Raw genomic sequence first — 18,357 nt, 5'->3', positions numbered from 1 at the left:
TGAAAATGCGCCTCCTCTGTCCGGGCGGCTGCATGGGCACGATCATAAACCACAAATGAAGCCGGATCGGCACTATCGGTAACGACAAATCAAAAAAACGGCCGTGAAAAAGCCCGGCTGGCGCAAGCTGGCGTGCGGGGCCGGGCCGCCCGGCATGCCGTTGCGGCGCGCCGGCTCAAGCTGTTTTTGTTGTCAGAACGCGTCGCCGGGCACGCGCACCCAACCCTCCATCAGCACGCGCGCGCTGCGGCTCATGATGGCCTTGGCCACGCGCCACTGGCCGTCGACCTCGCACGCCTCGGCGCCGACCCGCAGCGTGCCCGACGGGTGGCCGAAGCGCACCGCGTCGCGCCCGCCGCCGCCGCCGGCGAGGTTGACCAGCGTGCCCGGTATCGCCGCGGCGGTGCCGATCGCGACGGCCGCCGTGCCCATCATCGCGTGGTGCAGCTTGCCCATCGACAGGGCGCGCACCAGCAGGTCGATGTCGGCCGCCTCGATCCGCTTGCCGCTCGAGGAGGTGTAGCCGGCCGGCGGCGCGACGAAGGCGACCTTCGGCGTGTGCTGGCGTTTGGCCGCCTCGCCGATGTGCGCGATCAGGCCCATGCGCACGGCGCCGTGGGCGCGGATGGTCTCGAACATGGCCAGCGCGCCGGCGTCGCCGTTGATCGCGTCCTGCAGCTCGGTGCCGGTGTAGCCGACGGCGTCGGCGTTGATGAAGATGGTAGGGATGCCGGCGTTGATCATGGTGGCCTTGAGGATGCCGATGCCGGGCACCTCGAGCTCGTCGACCAGGTTCCCGGTCGGGAACATGGCGCCGCCGGCGCCCTCCTCCTCGGCCGCCGGGTCCATGAATTCGAGCCGCACCTCGGCGGCGGCGAAGGTGACGCCGTCGAGTTCGAAGGCGCCGGTCTCCTGCACCTGGCCGCGTGTGACGGGGACGTGGGCGATGATGGTCTTGCCGATGTTCGACTGCCAGATGCGCACGGTGCACACGCCGTCGGCCGGCACGCGCGCGGGGTCGACCAGGCCGGCGCCGATCGCGAACGAGCCGACCGCCGCCGACAGGTTGCCGCAGTTGCCGCTCCAGTCGACGAAGGCCTTGTCGATCGCGACCTGGCCGAACAGGTAGTCGACGTCGTGGTCGGGCTTGCTGCTGGGCGAGACGATCACGGTCTTGCTGGTGCTCGAGGTGGCGCCGCCCATGCCGTCGATCTGCTTGCCGTAGGGGTCGGGGCTGCCGATCACGCGCAGCAGCAGCGCGTCGCGCGCCGGGCCGGGCAGCTGCGCGCTCGCCGGCAGGTCTTGCAGGCGGAAGAACACGCCCTTGCTGGTGCCGCCGCGCATATAGGTGGCGGGGATTTTGATTTGTGGTGCGTGGGTCATGTGGCGTATCCCGAATAGACCCGTCTTACCCGCGGAAAATAATGGCCGTCGTCCCCGCGGAGGCGGGGATCCATACTGAGCGTCGTGTTACGCGGCGCGTGTCAGTTTGCTCAGCATGGGTCCCCGCTTTCGCGGGGATGACGGGGGGGGCGGGGATGACGTGGTGGTGGTGGTGGCTGTTGTGGTTGTGGTGGTGGTGGTGGTGGTGGTGGCTGTTGTGATGCCGGCTTACGCCGCTTTCACGGTCGATTCCAGGAAGTCCTGCGCGAAGCGCTGCAGCACGCCGCCGGCCTCGTAGATCGACACCTCCTCGGCGGTGTCGAGGCGGCACGTCACCGGCACCTCGAGCCGCTCGCCGTCCTTGCGCGTGACGACCAGCGTGAGCGTCGAACGCGGCGTGCGTTCGCCGACCACGTCGAACAACTCGCTGCCGTCGATGCCCAGCGTCAGGCGGTTCACGCCCGGCTTGAACTCGAGCGGCAGCACGCCCATGCCGACCAGGTTGGTGCGGTGGATGCGCTCGAAGCCCTCGGCCACGATCGCCTCGACGCCCGCCAACCGCACGCCCTTGGCCGCCCAGTCGCGCGACGAGCCCTGGCCGTAGTCGGCGCCGGCGATCACGATCAGCGGCTGCTTGCGCTCCATGTAGGTCTCGATGGCCTCCCACATGCGGCTGATTTGCCCCTCGGGCTCGATCCGGGTCAGCGAGCCGGCCTTCACTTTGCCGTCGACCACGACCATCTCGTTCTTGAGCGTCGGGTTGGCGAAGGTGGCGCGCTGCGCCGTCAGGTGGTCGCCCCGGTGCGTGGCGTAGGAGTTGAAGTCAACCTCCGGCAGGCCCATTTTGGCGAGGTATTCGCCGGCCGCGCTGTCGAGCATGATCGCGTTCGACGGCGACAGATGGTCGGTCGTGATGTTGTCGCCCAACACCGCCAACGGCCGCATGCCCTTGAGCGGCCGCGCGCCCGCGAGCGCGCCCTCCCAATACGGCGGACGGCGGATGTATGTCGTTTGCGGACGCCAGTCGTACAAGGGGCTGACCTTCTCGCCGTCGTCGACCTGGGCGGCGAACATCGGAATGTAGACCTTGCGGAACTGCTCGGGCTTGACGCTCGAGGCGACGATGGCGTCGATCTCCTCGTCGCCCGGCCAGATGTCGGCGAGCTTGACGGGATGGCCCTCTAGATCGATGCCGAGCACGTCCTTTTCGATGTCGAAGCGGATCGTGCCGGCTATCGCGTAGGCCACCACCAGCGGCGGCGAGGCCAGGAAGGCCTGCTTGGCGTACGGGTGGATGCGGCCGTCGAAGTTGCGGTTGCCCGACAGGACGGCGGTCGCGTACAGGTCGCGCTCGACGACCTCTTGCTGGATCACCGGGTCGAGCGCGCCCGACATGCCGTTGCACGAGGTGCAGGCGAAGCCGACCACGCCGAAACCGAGCTGCTCGAGTTCGCCCATGAGATTGGCCTCCCGCAGGTACAGCTCGACCGTCTTGGAGCCCGGCGCCAGCGAGCTCTTGACCCACGGCTTGCGCAGCAGGCCGCGGCGGTTGGCGTTGCGCGCGATCAGGCCGGCGGCGATCATGTTGCGCGGGTTGTTGGTGTTGGTGCAGCTCGTGATGGCGGCGATGATGACGGCGCCGTCGGGCATCTTGCCCGGCTCGTTCTCGACCACGCCGCTGATGCCGCGCGCGGCCAGCTCCGAAGTCGGCACCCGGCTGTGCGGATTCGACGGGCCGGCGATGTTGCGCACCACCGACGACAGATCGAAGCTGATCACGCGCTCGTACTCGGCGTGCTTGAGGCTCTCGGCCCACAGGCCGGTGTGGCGCGCATACAGCTCGACCAGCTTGACCAGTTCGTCGTCGCGGCCGGTCAGCCTGAGGTACTTGATGGTCTGCTCGTCGATGTAGAACATGGCCGCGGTCGAGCCGAACTCCGGCGCCATGTTCGAGATGGTCGCGCGGTCGCCCAGCGTCAGGTGCGAGGCGCCCTCGCCGTAGAACTCGAGGTAGGACGAGACCACCTTCTGCTTGCGCAAAAACTCGGTCAGCGCCAGCACGGTGTCGGTGGCGGTGATGCCCGGCTGCGGTTTGCCGGTGAGCTCGACGCCGATGATGTCGGGCAGGCGCATCCACGAGGCGCGGCCCAGCATCACGCTTTCGGCCTCGAGGCCGCCCACGCCGATGGCGATCACGCCGAGCGCGTCGACCATCGGGGTGTGCGAGTCGGTGCCGACCAGGGTGTCGGGATAGGCCACGCCGTCCTGCACCTGCACCACCGGCGACATGCGCTCGAGGTTGATCTGGTGCAGGATGCCGTTGCCGGGCGGGATCACGTCGACGTTCTTGAACGCCTTCTTGGTCCAGTTGATGAAGTCGAAGCGGTCCTCGTTGCGGCGGTCCTCGATCAAGCGGTTCTTGTCGAAGGCGTCGGGGTCGAAGCCGCCGCATTCGACCGCCAGCGAATGGTCGACCACGAGCTGGGTCGGCACCACCGGGTTGACCAGCGCCGGGTCGCCGCCCTGCAGGGCGATGGCGTCGCGCAGGCCGGCCAGGTCGACCAGCGCGGTCTGGCCCAGAATGTCGTGGCACACCACGCGCGCCGGGAACCACGGGAAGTCGAGGTCGCGCTTGCGTTCGATGAGCTGCGAGAGCGAGGCGTCGAGCGTGGCCGGGTCGCAGCGGCGCACCAGGTTTTCGGCCAGCACGCGCGAGGTGTAGGGCAGCTTGTCGTAGGCGCCCGGCGAGATGGCGTCGACGGCGGCGCGCGCGTCGAAGTAATCGAGCCTGGTGCCGGGCAGCGCTTTGCGGTTGAGGATGTTCATAAGTTTCCCTTACTTGCGTTCGGCGATCGGCACGAAGGCCAGGTCTTCGGGGCCGACGTAGTTCGCGCTCGGGCGGATGATCTTATTGTCGATGCGCTGCTCGATGACGTGCGCGGCCCAGCCGGAGGTGCGCGAGATCACGAACAGCGGCGTGAACATCGCGGTCGGCACGCCCATCATGTGGTACGACACGGCCGAGAACCAGTCGAGGTTCGGGAACATCTTCTTGATGTCCCACATGACGGTCTCGAGCCGCTCGGCGATGTCGAACATCTTGGTCGAACCGGCCTCCTGCGAGAGCGTGCGCGCCACCTCCTTGATGACCACGTTGCGCGGGTCCGACACGGTGTAGACCGGATGGCCGAAGCCGATCACGACCTCCTTGTTGGCGACCCGGTTGCGGATGTCGGCCTCGGCCTCGTCGGGGTTCTCGTAGCGTTTCTGGATCTCGAGCGCGACCTCGTTGGCGCCGCCGTGCTTGGGCCCGCGCAGCGCGCCGATCGCGCCGGTGATCGCCGAGTGGATGTCGGAACCGGTGCCGCCGATGACGCGCGCGGTGAAGGTCGAGGCGTTGAACTCGTGTTCGGCGTACAAGATGAGCGAGGTGTGCATCGCGCGCTCCCACTGCTTTGACGGCTTGGCGCCGTGCAGCAGGTGCAAAAAGTGGCCGCCGATCGACTCGTCGTCGGTTTCGACGTCGATGCGTTTGCCGTTGTGGCTGAAGTGGTACCAGTACAGCAGCATCGAGCCGAACGAGGCCATCAGGCGGTCGGCGATGTCGCGCGCGCCGGGCGCGTTGTGGTCGTCCTTTTCGGGCAGCACGCAGCCGAGCGTGGAGACGCCGGTGCGCATCACGTCCATCGGGTGGCTCGACGCCGGCAGCGCCTCGAGCGCGGCCTTGACCGCCTGCGGCAGGCCGCGCAGCGCCATCAGGCGCGTCTTGTAGGACTTCAGTTCGGCCGCGCTCGGCAGCTTGCCGTGCACCAGCAGGTAGGCGATTTCTTCGAATTCGCAGGTCTGGGCGACGTCGAGGATGTCGTAGCCGCGGTAGTGCAGGTCGTTGCCGGTCTTGCCGACCGAGCACAGGGCGGTGTTGCCTGCGGTGACGCCTGACAGGGCGACCGATTTTTTCGGCTTGAAGGTGGTGGCTGCTTGGTCACTCATGTTTTTTCTCCTGGAATCTGGGTTGGATTATTTCTTTTGCGCGGCGAACAGCGCGTCGAGCTTTTGCTCGAAATCGTGGTAGTTGATCGCCTCGTAAAGCTCCATGCGGGTCTGCATCGAGGCGACCACGTTTTGCTGGGTGCCGTCGCGGCGGATCGCGGTGTAGACGTTCTCGGCGGCCTTGTTCATGGCGCGGAAGGCCGACAGCGGATAGAGCACGAGGCCGACGTCGGCGCCCTTGAGTTGGTCGACCGTGAACAGCGGCGTGGCGCCGAATTCGGTGATGTTGGCAAGCACCGGCACCCGCACCGCCTTGGCGAATTGCGCATACATGGCCAGGTCGGTGATTGCCTCGGGGAAGACCATGTCGGCGCCGGCCTCGACGCAGGCCAGGGCGCGCTCGAGGGCCGACTCGAGGCCCTCGACGGCGAGCGCGTCGGTGCGCGCCATGATCACGAAATCAGGGTCGGTGCGGGCGTCGACGGCGGCCTTGATGCGGTCGACCATCTCCTGCAGGCTGACGATCTCCTTGCCCGGGCGGTGGCCGCAGCGCTTGGCGCCGACCTGGTCTTCGATGTGGCAGGCGGCGGCGCCGGCCTTGATCATCGACTTGACGGTGCGCGCCACGTTGAAGGCCGACGAGCCGAAGCCGGTGTCGGCGTCGACCAGCAATGGCACGTCGCACACGTCGGTGATGCGGCGGATGTCGGTGAGCACGTCGTCGAGGCCCGAGATGCCGAGGTCCGGCAGGCCGAGCGAACCGGCGGCCACGCCCCCGCCCGACAGGTAGATCGCCCGGTAGCCGGCGCGCTTGGCCAGCAGCGCGTGGTTGGCGTTGATGGCGCCGACCACTTGCAGCGGGGATTCTTCTTGGACTGCCTTGCGGAAGGCGACGCCTGCGGAGTAATGACTCATGTGTTGATCCTTTTCAATTGCGACGGTGTGTATCCGTGTTAATGCAAGCGGCGTGCCAACCCAGCCGCAAGCCGTGAAACGATCCGCGGCGCGGGCAATGTCTTTAGTATTCAAGCACTTGGGAGGTCGGACCAGGGGACATGGCGCTTGTGGAGCGATTTTTCAAGCAACGCGGTTGTCGCAGAGTGAAACATTGGAATGAAACATGAAACATCCGCGAAACACGCGGATGAACATAAAAAAAGCCCCGGGGAGTTGCCCGGGGCTTTTTTAGCAAGCGTCAAACCTTAATGCGCGGCGGCCGTCTCCGCCCCGATGCCGGTTTCGGAACGCATTTCCTGGGCCTCGTAGCCGGCCCGGTCGATGCGGGCGCGGTCGCTCTTGTCGAAGATCGAAAACAGCCAGATACCCAGGAAGCCCGCGGTCACCGAGAACAGCGCCGGTGACTGGTACGGGAACAGCGCTTCGGCGTTGCCGAACACGTCGACCCAGACCGATTTCGAGATCACCGTCAAGCCGACCGCCGTGAACAGGCCGATGAAGCCGCCGATGGTCGCGCCGCGCGTGGTGCAGTCTTTCCACAGCACCGACATGAACAGGACCGGGAAGTTGGCCGAGGCGGCGATGGCGAAGGCGAGCGAGACCATGAAGGCGATGTTCTGCTTCTCGAACACGATGCCGAGCAAGACCGCGATGACGCCGAGCGCGATCGTGGTCAGGCGCGACACTTTGAGCTCATTGGCGCTGGTGGCCTTGCCCTTCTTGAACACGGTCGCGTACAGATCGTGCGACACGGCCGAGGCCCCCGACAGGGTCAGGCCCGCCACCACCGCCAGGATGGTCGCGAACGCCACCGCCGAGATGAAGCCGAGGAAGACGTTGCCGCCGACGGCCTTGGCCAGGTGGATCGCCGCCATGTTGTTGCCGCCGAGCAGTTTGCCGGCTGCGTCCTTGAACTCGGGGTTGGTGCTGACCAGGACGATCGCGCCGAAGCCGATGATGAAGGTGAGCACGTAAAAATAGGCGATCCAGGTGGTGGCCCAGAACACCGACTTGCGCGCCTCTTTCGCGCTCGGCACCGTGAAGAAGCGCATCAGGATGTGCGGCAGGCCGGCGGTGCCGAACATGAGCGCCATGCCGAACGAGATTGCCGAGATCGGATCCTTGATGAAGGTTCCCGGGCCCATGATGGACTCGCCCTTCTCGTGGATTTCGACCGACTTGGCGAACAGCGCCTCGGGGCTGAAGTTGAACTGCGACATGACGACGAAGGACATGAAGGTCGCGCCCGAGAGCAGCATGACGGCCTTGATGATCTGCACCCAGGTGGTGGCGGTCATGCCGCCGAAGAGCACGTAGATCATCATCAGCGAGCCGACCAGCAGCACCGCGATCCAGTATTCGAGGCCGAACAGCAGTTTGATCAACTGGCCGGCGCCGACCATCTGCGCGATCAGGTAGAACGCGACCACGACGAGCGTGCCCGAGGCCGAGAAAATCCGGATCGGCGCCTGCTTGAAGCGGTAGGCGGCGACGTCGGCGAAGGTGTAGCGGCCCAGGTTGCGCAGGCGCTCGGCCATGAGGAAGGTGATCACGGGCCAGCCGACCAGAAAGCCGATCGCGTAGATCAGGCCGTCGTAGCCGTTCAGGAACACCGCCGCCGAGATGCCGAGGAAGGAGGCGGCCGACATATAGTCGCCCGCGATCGCCAGGCCGTTCTGGAAGCCGGTGATGCCGCCGCCGGCCGTGTAGAAGTCCGAGGCCGACTTGGTTTTGCCGGCCGCCCATTTGGTCACCCACAGCGTGAACAGGACGAAGGCGCCGAACATCGAGATGGCGGTCCAGTTGGTCGGCTGCTTGGTGGCCTGGCCGAGGTCGGCGCCGGCGGCGAGCGCGGCGCCGGCGGCTGCCAACAGGGTGAGGCCGAGGACGGCCTGGCGCGTGCGCGCGTGGCCGCTCATGATTTGGCCTTGAGCACGATGGCGGCGGTCAGCTCGTCAAATTGGCCGTTGGCGCGGCGCACGTAGACGCCCGTGACAATGACCGTGAAGACGATCACGAACAGCCCGATCGGGATGCCCCAGGTCGTCACGCCGACCCCGGTTTTGGTCGCCAGCAACTCCTTGTTGAAGGCGATCAGCAAAATGAAGCCGTAGTACACGGCCATCATGCACCAGGTGAGGATCCAGCCGAAGCCAGAGCGCGCGTTGACCAGTTTGCGGTAGTTCGGGTCGGATTTAATTTTTTGAACCATGTCGTCATGCATTTATATCTCCTTTATTGTGACACCAGCTCTATCGAGGCTGACGCAATCGTAACGCACGGTTCTTACCCGACGCTTACAAGGATCGCGGCCGCCCGATTCATTTCGTGTTTCATTTTGAAACACTGAAACCCAGTTGCACTACAATCCAATTGCACTACAATCGCAGCATGTCCGCCGCCCCCGATACGCCACTTGATACGCCCGACAAACCGGTCATCTGGACCGTGTCGGTCTCGCGCCTGTCCGACCTGTTCCGCGACATCACGCTCGAGTACGACCATGTGGCCGCGATCGAGCCGATCAACCTCGGCTTCGACGAGGCGGCGCGCCACATCCGCGAGCGCATGGCGGCCGAGCGCTGCGACGTGGTCATCGCGGCCGGATCGAACGCGGCCTACCTGAAGGGCCGGGTCTCGGTGCCGGTGGTGATCGCCAGGGCCAGCGGCTTCGACGTGATGCAGGCGCTGGCGCGGGCGCGCCGCTTGTCGCAAAAGATCGGCGTGGTCACCTACCAGGAGCGGCTGCCCGAGCTGGCCGAGTTTTGCGCCACCTTCGGCTTCGCGATCGCGCAGCGCACCTATGCGACCGAGGAGGACGCGCGCGCCCAGGTCAACGAGCTCAAGGCCGAAGGCATCGAGGCGATCGTCGGCGCAGGGTTGATCACCGACCTGGCCGAGGAGGCCGGGTTGACCGGGGTGTTCGTGTATTCGGCGGCGTCAATCCGCCAGGCCTTCAACGACGCGCTCGAGATGGCGCGCCTGACCCAGCTCGAATCGAACCGGCGCCCGCGCCCGGCGCTCGCCGACACCCTGCGCGCGCGCCACGGCCTCAACGACCTGCGCGGCCAGTCCGCGGCCATGGAGACGCTGCGCCAGGCGGTGGTGATGTACGCGAGGTCGCCCGCCACGGTGCTCATCGAGGGCGAGACCGGCAGCGGCAAGGAGCTGGTGGCGCAGGCGATCCACCGCGAGAGTCCGCGCGGCCTGGGCGCCAACCGCCCGTTCGTGGCCGTCAACTGCGGCGCGATCGCCGAGTCGCTGCTCGAGTCGGAGCTGTTCGGCCACGAGGAAGGCGCGTTCACGGGGGCGCGCCGGGGCGGCCACGCGGGCCTGTTCGAGGCGGCCAACCGCGGCACCCTGTTCCTCGACGAGATCGGCGAGATGCCGCTCGCTTTGCAGACGCGCTTGCTGCGCGTGCTCGAGGAGCGCGAGGTGGTGCGCGTGGGCGGAACGCGTCCTGTGGCGGTCAGTGTGCGCGTGATCAGCGCGACCCATTGCGACCTCGAGGCGCGCGTGCGCGAGGGCCGTTTCCGGGCCGACCTGTATTACCGGTTGGCCGTGTTGCGGCTGGTGCTGCCGACCCTGCGCGAGCGCGCGGGCGACGTGCTGCCGCTGGCCGAATGGTCGCTCAAGAACGCGTTGGCGGCGCTGGGCGCGCGGCCGCATCCGAACCTGCACGCCGAGATGCTCGCCTGCGCGCCGCTGCTCGAGCGCTACGACTGGCCAGGCAATGTGCGCGAGCTGCGCAATGTGATGGAGCGGCTCGCGCTGTTCCTGGCGGCCGAGCCGCTGCAGGCGCTGACGCCGGCGTTCGTGCTGTCGGTCGCGCCGGAGTTCGGCAGGGGCGCGCCGGCGATCACCTCCGCGGTGCCGGCGGCGCCGCCTCCGCATGCGCGCTCGCCTGAGTCGGCCGAGGAGGTGCTGGCCCGCTTCGGCGGCAAGCGCGACGAGGCGGCCAGGTATCTGGGCATCAGCCGCACGACGCTGTGGCGCAAGCTGCGGCAAAAGTCCTAGCCAATGGAGCCGTCGGCGTTAAGCAAGATCGGCACGCGCCGAGCCGAGGCACGGGACCAACGTCCCCGCGATAGGGGCTGTCGCGAAAGGGGCGATCGAAAACCACCGACGACATCAACCGTCGTCGCGCCAGAAGTCGTGTCGCAGGCAGTTTGCATATTAATATCAACGTCATCCCCGCGAAGGCGGGAACCCATGCTGATCTTGCAACTGCGCGCGATATGAATTTTCAGGCCCAGGCCCCATGGGAGACATTGGCGATTGCGCGTCGCCAGCACGAAAAAAAACCCGCAAGCTGCGGGTTTTTTTGTGTGTCCGAACCGATTACTCGATTTCAACGGTTTCTGGCGGGCTCGTCGGCGGCGTCGCGTCGGACTCGGGAAACTCGAGCACGACCTGGTCCTTGTCGTCGAGGTCGACCGTCACGCGGCCGCCGCTGACGAGGCGTCCGAACAACAGTTCGTCGGCCAGCGCCTTGCGGATCATGTCCTGGATCAGGCGCGCCATCGGGCGCGCTCCCATGAGCGGATCGAAGCCTTTTTTGGACAGGAACTTGCGCAGCTTCTCGGTGAAGATCGACTCGACTTTTTTCTCGTGCAACTGCTCTTCGAGCTGCATGAGGAATTTGTCGACCACGCGCAGGATGATTTCTTCGTCAAGCGCGCGGAAACTGATGGTCGCGTCGATCCGGTTGCGGAACTCCGGCGTGAACATGCGCTTGATGTCGGCCATCTCGTCGCCGGCGGCCTTGGACTCGGTGAAGCCCATCGAACGCTTGGTCAGGCTTTCGGCGCCCGCGTTGGTGGTCATGATGATGATCACGTTGCGGAAGTCGGCCTTGCGTCCGTTGTTGTCGGTCAGCGTGCCGTGGTCCATCACCTGCAGCAGGATGTTGAAAATGTCCGGATGGGCTTTTTCGATCTCGTCGAGCAGCAGCACCGCGTGCGGCTTTTTGGTGATCGCCTCGGTCAGCAAACCGCCCTGGTCGAAGCCGACGTAGCCCGGCGGCGCGCCGATCAGGCGGCTCACGGCGTGGCGCTCCATGTACTCGGACATGTCGAAGCGGATCAGCTCGATGCCGAGGATGAAGGCGAGCTGCTTGGCCACCTCGGTCTTGCCGACTCCGGTCGGGCCGGAGAACAGGAAGGAGCCGATCGGCTTGTCGGTCTTGCCGAGACCCGCGCGCGCCATCTTGATGGCCGAAGACAGCGCGTCGATCGCGGGCTCCTGCCCGAACACGACGTTGCGCAGGTCGCGGTCGATCGTCTGCAGCTTGCTGCGGTCGTCCTGGTTGACCGTTTGCGGCGGGATGCGCGCGATCTTGGCGATGATGTCCTCGATCTCGGCCTTGCCGATGGTCTTCTTTTGCTTCGACTTGGGCAGGATGCGCTGCGCCGCGCCGGCCTCGTCGATGACGTCGATCGCCTTGTCGGGCAGATGGCGGTCGTTGATGAAGCGCGCGGCGAGCTCGGCGGCGGTCGACAGGGCCGATGCCGAATACTTGACGCCGTGGTGCTCCTCGAAGCGCGACTTGAGGCCGCGCAGGATCTGGATGGTCTGCTCGACGGTCGGCTCGTTGACGTCGACCTTTTGGAAGCGGCGCGACAGCGCGTGGTCTTTTTCGAACACGCCGCGGTACTCGGTGTAGGTGGTCGCGCCGATGCACTTGAGCTGGCCGTTCGCGAGCGCCGGCTTGAGCAGGTTGGACGCGTCGAGCGTGCCGCCCGAGGCCGAACCGGCGCCGATGATCGTGTGGATCTCGTCGATGAACAAGATGCCGTGCGGGGTCTCTTTGAGCTGCTTGAGCACCGCTTTTAAGCGCTGTTCGAAGTCGCCGCGGTATTTGGTGCCGGCCAGCAGCGCGCCCATGTCGAGCGAATAGACGATCGCGTTTTGGAGGATCTCGGGGACGTCCTCCTGCGTGATCCGCCACGCGAGGCCCTCGGCGATCGCGGTCTTGCCCACGCCGGCCTCGCCGACGAGCAGCGGATTGTTTTTGCGGCGGCGGCACAGGATCTGGATGACGCGGTCGACCTCGTCCTCGCGCCCGATCAGCGGATCGATCTTGCCTTCGCTGGCGGCCTTGTTGAGGTTTTGCGTGAATTGGTCGAGCGGCGACTCCTTGGTCTGGCCCTCGACCTGCGCCTCCTCGACGCCCTCGGACGCCTTTTGGCCGTCCATCGACTGGTCCTTGCGCACGCCGTGCGAGATGAAGTTGACGACGTCGAGGCGGGTCACGCCCTGCTGGTGCAGGTAGTACACCGCGTGCGAGTCCTTCTCGCCGAAGATGGCCACGAGCACGTTGGCGCCGGTGACCTCCTTCTTGCCGTTCGAGGCCGATTGCACGTGCATGATCGCACGCTGGATCACGCGCTGGAAACCGAGCGTCGGCTGGGTGTCGACCTCGCCCGTGCCGGGCACGGTCGGGGTGTTGTCGCCGATGAAGTTGGTCAGGGTTTTGCGCAGGTCTTCGATGTTGACGGCGCAGGCGCGCAACACTTCGGCGGCCGACGGGTTGTCAAGAAGCGCCAGCAGCAAATGCTCGACGGTGATGAATTCATGCCGTGCCTGCCGGGCTTCGACAAAGGCCATGTGTAGGGATACTTCAAGTTCCTGCGCGATCATACTTCCTCCATCACGCACTGCAGGGGGTGCCCCGCCTTGCGCGCATGCGTTAAAACAAACTCCACTTTGGTACAGGCGATGTCTTTTGAAAACACACCGCATACTCCCTTGCCGTGGCGGTGAACGGAAAGCATGATCTGCGTCGCCGTCTCGTGGTCCTTGTTGAAATACTCCACGATGACGGCGACCACGAATTCCATCGGGGTATAGTCGTCATTGAGCAGTGCTACCTGGTATAGCGGCGGCGGCTTGACGACCTGCCGCTCCAGCGTGGTTTCGGTATCTTGCTTGGTTGCCATACAGTTATATTCTAATGCTTTCGACGTTGATGCAATGCGTAAAGATCAGAGCATGTGCATTTGTGGTCCATCTTACGCGTTTTCTTCCTGATGCGCAGATGGCGACCCGATTGAAGAATTCAAGAGTTGCTTTTTGGCAGAGTGTGTTTAATTTGACAATGACGCTTGAAAACCGCTTGACTTCAATAATTATTACGCCAACAATGCCTCATCGGCTTGTACTTTGTACTTGTTGGTAAGATGTGAGCAAACTGAGGAGGGGGCAAGAAGCTTCTTGCTTTTAAGGCTCGTGTGATTTCGTTTTTATTTTGAAAGTTCTTTTATGGCAACAGGTACAGTTAAGTGGTTCAATGATTCCAAAGGCTTTGGCTTCATCACCCCAGATGACGGCGGCGAGGACTTGTTCGCGCATTTCTCCGCAATCAACATGAACGGATTCAAGACCCTCAAAGAAGGTCAAAAAGTTCAATTCGAAGTCACGCAAGGCCCTAAAGGCAAGCAAGCTTCCAACATCCAGGCTGCTTAAGCAACTCCCGATGTGAAAAACCCCGCCCTTGTGGCGGGGTTTTTTTACGTCCCGCACCCACGAGATGGCGGCGGCGCGCACAAAAAAAGGCCCCGCGGGGCCTTTTTTTGATCGCGCAGCGGCACCCGCGGGCGCCGCGCGCGGTGCCGCGGTGTCACATGTGCTCGATCATGACGTCGCCGAAGCCCGAGCACGACACCTGCGTCGCGTCCTCCATCAGGCGCGCGAAGTCGTATGTGACGCGCTTGGAGGCGATCGAGTTCTGCATCGACGAGATGATCAGGTCGGCAGCCTCGAGCCAGCCCATGTGGCGCAGCATCATTTCGGCCGAAAGGATCAGGGACCCCGGGTTCACATAGTCCTTGCCCGCGTACTTGGGCGCGGTGCCGTGGGTCGCCTCGAACATCGCCACCGAGTCCGACAGGTTGGCGCCGGGCGCGATCCCGATGCCGCCGACCTGGGCCGCGAGCGCGTCCGAGATGTAGTCGCCGTTCAGGTTAAGGGTCGCGATGACGCTGTATTCGGCCGGGCGCAACAGGATCTGTTGCAGGAACGCGTCGGCGATCGAATCCTTGACGATGATGTCCCTGCCGGTCTTCGGATTCTTGAATTTGCACCATGGGCCGCCATCGATGAGCTCGGCGCCGAACTCCTTCTGCGCCAGGGCGTACGCCCAATCGCGGAAGCCGCCTTCGGTGTACTTCATGATGTTGCCCTTGTGGACGATCGTCACGGACGGCTTGTCGTTGTCGACCGCGTACTGCAGCGCCTTGCGCACCAGGCGCTCGGTGCCTTCGATCGAGACCGGCTTGATGCCCAGGCCCGAGGTGTTCGGGAAGCGGATCTTGGTCACGCCCATTTCCTTGATCAGGAAATCCATGAGCTTCTTGGCGCCTTCGGAGCCCTGCTGGTATTCGATGCCGGCGTAGATGTCTTCGGAGTTCTCGCGGAAGATGACCATGTCGGTCTTCTCGGGCTCTTTGACGGGCGATGGCACGCCGGTGAAGTAGCGCACCGGGCGCAGGCAAACGTACAGGTCGAGCTGCTGGCGCAGGGCGACGTTGAGCGAACGGATGCCGCCGCCGACCGGGGTCGTCAGCGGGCCCTTGATCGAGACCACGTAGTCCTTGAGCACTTCGAGCGTTTCTTCGGGCAGCCACACGTCGGGGCCGTACACGGTGGTCGCTTTCTCGCCCGCGTAGATCTCCATCCAGCTGATCTTGCGCTGGCCGCCGTAAGCCTTGGCCACGGCCGCGTCGACGACCTTGATCATGACCGGGCTGATGTCAACGCCGGTGCCGTCGCCTTCGATGTACGGAATGACTGGATTCTCCGGTACGTTCAGCGAAAAATCGGTGTTGACGGTGATTTTCTTGCCGTCAGCAGGTACTTTGATATGTTGAAACATCGTGATCTCCGAAGTGGACGTTAAAGCAGGCGGCAACCGGGGCTGCGTCTGTCAGACAGGGTCTGCGAGCTGGAAAACTCTTGCTTTTAGAACCATGATCCGCTTGGTCTTCTATAAGACAGAAGACAAGCGGGTTTCATATTATGCACCAGTATTTTACTGGGCGCCACGGTTTTAGGGCGCCGCGATCCGATTTTACGCCTTGGCCCACGCCGCGCGTGGCCAATGGCGTTTACACTGTGGCACCCGCCGCCAACCACCCTGCCAGCCGACGCAACGATGCCACTCATACTTTTCAACAAACCGTTCCAGGTGCTGTGCCAGTTCTCCCCGCAGGAGGGGCGCGCCTGTCTGGCCGACTTCATCGCCCTGCCCGGCATCTACCCGGCCGGCCGGCTCGACGCCGACAGCGAGGGGCTGATGCTGCTGACCGACGACGGCCGCCTCCAGCACAGCATCGCCCACCCAGACCACAAGGAGGCCAAGACCTATCTGGTGCAGGTCGACGGGGTTGCCGACGGCGCCGCGCTGGCCAGGCTGCGGGCGCCGCTCGACCTGGGCGATTTTGTGACCAAGCCGTGCCGCGCGGTCGCGATCGCCGCGCCCGCTTGGCTGTGGCCGCGCGAGCCGCCGATCCGCGTGCGCGAGGACAAGCCGACCAGCTGGATCGCGATCACTTTGCAGGAGGGGAAGAACCGCCAGGTCCGGCGCATGACGGCCGCGGTCGGCCTGCCGACGCTGCGCCTGGTGCGCAGCAGCATCGGCCCGTTCTCGCTGGCGAGCCACCCGTTGATGCCGGGGGAGTACATCGAGGTGCCGGCGGGCGATATGAAGAAAATCTGAACGCCATCGTCCTCGCGGACGGCCCGACGCCCCGCGCTGCCCCATGCGCGGGAGGGCGTGGCGGGCAGGCGGGCAGGCGGGCAAATATGCGCTGACTTTGCCAACACAAGAGCACCGCCCAAGCGAACGCGGCCTAAGCGAAAAAACCCGCCGGACCAGGGTCGGGCGGGTTTTTTAAATCGTGCACATGACGCGGCCGCGGGGGCCGCGCGCGCCGGCCACTGTTAGGCTGCCAGTGCTTTCAAGGCAGCTGCCAGACGGCTCTTATGACGGGCTGCTTTGTTCTTGTGGATGATTTTTTTGTCAGCGATGCTGTCGATCTTCGACACGGATGCCTGGAAGATCGTGGTAGCAGCTGCTTTGTCGCCAGCTTGGATTGCCTTACGCACAGCTTTGATCGCTGTACGCAGGGTCGAACGCTGCGACGAATTGTGTGCGTTTTGCTTAACTGCTTGACGAGCGCGTTTGCGCGCTTGTGCGGTATTTGCCATGGAATTTCCTAGATCGGGGTCAAGTTGCGTTTGCAAACATTAGTGTCTGACAAACCGGTGCGTTCAGTACATCTGCCGAACCTGGTCGTTCAAACCACTGCCTGCCAAACATTAGTGTCTGCGTAACAGAATTCTGTACAGCCTTCGATTATAGCCATTTATTCGCATCGAGGCAATTCAAAAATCAAGATTTGTTGGCAATGCCGAGTGGAACTGGGCCTGCGGGATATAATTCCGCCCCATGAACTTGCTCAAGACCCTCGCCTCCATTTCCAGCATGACGCTGCTGTCCCGCCTCACCGGTTTGCTGCGCGAAAGCCTGTTCGCGCGCGCTTTCGGCGCCTCGGCCTTCACGGACGCGTTCATCATCGCCTTCCGCATCCCCAACCTGCTGCGCCGCCTGTTCGCCGAGGGAGCGTTCTCGCAGGCGTTCGTGCCAATCTTGTCGGAATACAAATCCAAGGAGGGCGAGGCCAGCGTCAAAACCCTGGTCGACCATGTGGCCACGGCGCTGATCTGGGCCACCGTGCTCACCAGCGTGGTTGGCATCGTCGCCACCCCGCTGCTCATGTATTTGCTGGCCGGCGACATCGCCCAGACCCCCGGCGCGCTCGACGCCTCGATCTGGATGACGCGTTTGATGTTCCCGTACATCGTCTGCATGTCCTTCGTGGCGCTGGCCGGCGGCATCCTCAACACCTGGCGCCAGTTCAAGATTCCCGCGTTTTCGCCCGTGCTGCTGAACCTGTCGTTCATTTTCGCCGCGCTGGTGCTGGTCGAGTACTTCGAGACGCCGATCTACGCGATGGCGGTCGCCGTCGTCATCGGCGGCCTGTTGCAGGTCGGCATACAAATTCCGGCCCTGATGAAGATCGGCATGCTGCCGCGCATCGGCTTCAATCCCGTCAAGCCGCTGCGCGACCCGGGCGTGCGCCGCATCCTGGGCAAGATGGCGCCGGCCCTGTTCGCCGTCTCGGCCGCCCAGATCAGCCTGCTCATCAACACCGGCATCGCCTCGCGGCTGGGCGCCGGCAGCGTCTCGGCGCTGACCTACGCCGACCGCCTTATGGAATTCCCGATCGCCATGCTGGGGGTGGCGCTGGGCACCATCTTGCTGCCGAGCCTGTCGAAGGCGAGCACCGAGGGCGACAGCGCCGAATACTCTGCCCTGCTCGACTGGGGCCTGCGCCTGACCTTCGTTCTGGCGCTGCCGGCGGCGGTCGGCATGGCCGCGATGGCCACGCCGGTCATCGCGGTAGTGTTCCACTACGGCGCCTTCAGCGGCGAGGCCGTAGGGGCGGCGGCGCGCCCGCTGATCGCCTATTGCGTCGGCCTCATCGGGCTGATACTGGTCAAGTCGCTCATTCCCGCGTTTTACGCGCGCCAGGACGTCAGCACGCCGGTGCGGATCGCCGTCGGGGTGCTGGTCGCGACCCAACTCATGAACGTGGCGTTCGTGTGGGGCCTGGGCTTGGGCGTGGCCGGGCTGGCGCTGTCGATCGGCGTCGGCGCCTGCATCAACGCGGCCGTGCTGTACTTCTTCCTGCGCCGGCGCGCCATCTTCGCGCCCAAGCCGGGCTGGGGCATGTTCTTCGTGAAGGTCTGCCTCGCCCTGCTGGCCATGGGCGCGCTCGGGGTCTACGCCGAGGGCCGCTTCGACTGGATCGCGATGCAGGCGACGCCGTGGCTGCGCGCCGGGGCGATGTTCGCAATCATCGCCGCCTGCGCGGCCAGCTACTTCGCGGTGCTGATCGCGCTCGGTTTCCGGCTCCACCACTTCCGCCGGGTCAGCGCCTAGCAGCCTGTCGGAGTTGAACC

14 protein-coding genes are annotated in these 18,357 nt (G+C 64.7%); 4 read left to right on the top strand and 10 right to left on the bottom strand.

Annotated features, from left to right (window positions below; genetic code table 11):
* Positions 1-192: 192 nt before the first annotated feature.
* From prpF to C7C56_RS21895, 6 genes are all read right to left on the bottom strand, one after another.
* Positions 193-1,383: a 2-methylaconitate cis-trans isomerase PrpF gene (gene prpF, locus C7C56_RS21920; RefSeq protein WP_106759470.1), complete on the bottom strand. Its 1,191-nt coding sequence runs from the start codon at positions 1,381-1,383 to the stop codon at positions 193-195.
* Between the two features lie 228 nt (positions 1,384-1,611).
* Positions 1,612-4,209: a Fe/S-dependent 2-methylisocitrate dehydratase AcnD gene (acnD, locus tag C7C56_RS21915; protein WP_106759469.1), complete on the bottom strand. Its 2,598-nt coding sequence runs from the start codon at positions 4,207-4,209 to the stop codon at positions 1,612-1,614.
* A 9-nt stretch (positions 4,210-4,218) separates the two neighbouring features.
* Positions 4,219-5,373, bottom strand: coding sequence for a bifunctional 2-methylcitrate synthase/citrate synthase (prpC, locus tag C7C56_RS21910; protein WP_106759468.1), 1,155 nt, complete (start codon positions 5,371-5,373; stop codon positions 4,219-4,221).
* Positions 5,374-5,400: 27 nt separating this feature from the next.
* Complete coding sequence (gene prpB, locus C7C56_RS21905) at positions 5,401-6,288, bottom strand: methylisocitrate lyase (RefSeq protein WP_106759467.1); 888 nt, start codon at positions 6,286-6,288, stop codon at positions 5,401-5,403.
* Between the two features lie 287 nt (positions 6,289-6,575).
* Positions 6,576-8,249, bottom strand: a complete 1,674-nt coding sequence (locus C7C56_RS21900; protein WP_106759466.1) for a cation acetate symporter — start codon at positions 8,247-8,249, stop codon at positions 6,576-6,578.
* Positions 8,246-8,554 (bottom strand): DUF485 domain-containing protein, encoded by a 309-nt coding sequence (locus C7C56_RS21895; protein WP_106759465.1) that lies wholly within the window; start codon positions 8,552-8,554, stop codon positions 8,246-8,248. The genes C7C56_RS21900 and C7C56_RS21895 overlap by 4 nt, the downstream gene beginning before the upstream one ends.
* A 167-nt stretch (positions 8,555-8,721) precedes the next feature.
* Here C7C56_RS21895 and prpR point away from each other — a divergent pair, with 167 nt between their 5' ends.
* On the top strand, positions 8,722-10,347 hold the full coding sequence (prpR, locus tag C7C56_RS21890) for a propionate catabolism operon regulatory protein PrpR (protein WP_106759480.1): 1,626 nt from the start codon (positions 8,722-8,724) through the stop codon (positions 10,345-10,347).
* A gap of 324 nt (positions 10,348-10,671) precedes the next feature.
* Here the strand turns inward: prpR and clpA are convergent, their stop codons facing one another.
* On the bottom strand, positions 10,672-12,972 hold the full coding sequence (gene clpA, locus C7C56_RS21885; protein ID WP_106759464.1) for an ATP-dependent Clp protease ATP-binding subunit ClpA: 2,301 nt from the start codon (positions 12,970-12,972) through the stop codon (positions 10,672-10,674).
* Positions 12,969-13,271: an ATP-dependent Clp protease adapter ClpS gene (gene clpS, locus C7C56_RS21880; RefSeq protein ID WP_106759463.1), complete on the bottom strand. Its 303-nt coding sequence runs from the start codon at positions 13,269-13,271 to the stop codon at positions 12,969-12,971. Before clpS ends, clpA begins: the two co-directional genes overlap by 4 nt.
* Before the next feature lie 322 nt (positions 13,272-13,593).
* On the opposite strand from clpS, the gene cspE reads away from it, so the two are divergent.
* Positions 13,594-13,797, top strand: a complete 204-nt coding sequence (gene cspE, locus C7C56_RS21875; protein WP_010395943.1) for a transcription antiterminator/RNA stability regulator CspE — start codon at positions 13,594-13,596, stop codon at positions 13,795-13,797.
* A 154-nt stretch (positions 13,798-13,951) separates the two neighbouring features.
* Here cspE and icd read toward each other — a convergent pair whose 3' ends face one another.
* On the bottom strand, positions 13,952-15,205 hold the full coding sequence (gene icd, locus C7C56_RS21870; RefSeq protein WP_106759462.1) for an NADP-dependent isocitrate dehydrogenase: 1,254 nt from the start codon (positions 15,203-15,205) through the stop codon (positions 13,952-13,954).
* Between the two features lie 279 nt (positions 15,206-15,484).
* On the opposite strand from icd, the gene C7C56_RS21865 reads away from it, so the two are divergent.
* Positions 15,485-16,048, top strand: a complete 564-nt coding sequence (locus tag C7C56_RS21865) for a pseudouridine synthase (protein WP_106759479.1) — start codon at positions 15,485-15,487, stop codon at positions 16,046-16,048.
* Positions 16,049-16,272: 224 nt separating this feature from the next.
* Here C7C56_RS21865 and rpsT read toward each other — a convergent pair whose 3' ends face one another.
* On the bottom strand, positions 16,273-16,539 hold the full coding sequence (rpsT, locus tag C7C56_RS21860) for a 30S ribosomal protein S20 (protein ID WP_106759461.1): 267 nt from the start codon (positions 16,537-16,539) through the stop codon (positions 16,273-16,275).
* Positions 16,540-16,780: 241 nt separating this feature from the next.
* Between rpsT and murJ the strand changes: the two genes are divergently transcribed.
* Complete coding sequence (gene murJ, locus C7C56_RS21855; RefSeq protein ID WP_106759460.1) at positions 16,781-18,337, top strand: murein biosynthesis integral membrane protein MurJ; 1,557 nt, start codon at positions 16,781-16,783, stop codon at positions 18,335-18,337.
* Positions 18,338-18,357 lie beyond the last annotated feature (20 nt).

The sequence above is a fragment of the Massilia glaciei genome, assembly GCF_003011895.2.
In the GTDB taxonomy this organism is placed as follows: Bacteria; Pseudomonadota; Gammaproteobacteria; order Burkholderiales; family Burkholderiaceae_D; genus Telluria_A; species Telluria_A glaciei.
Note: the sequence above shows the minus strand (reverse complement) of the source record. Positions and strands in the feature narration are given on the sequence as shown.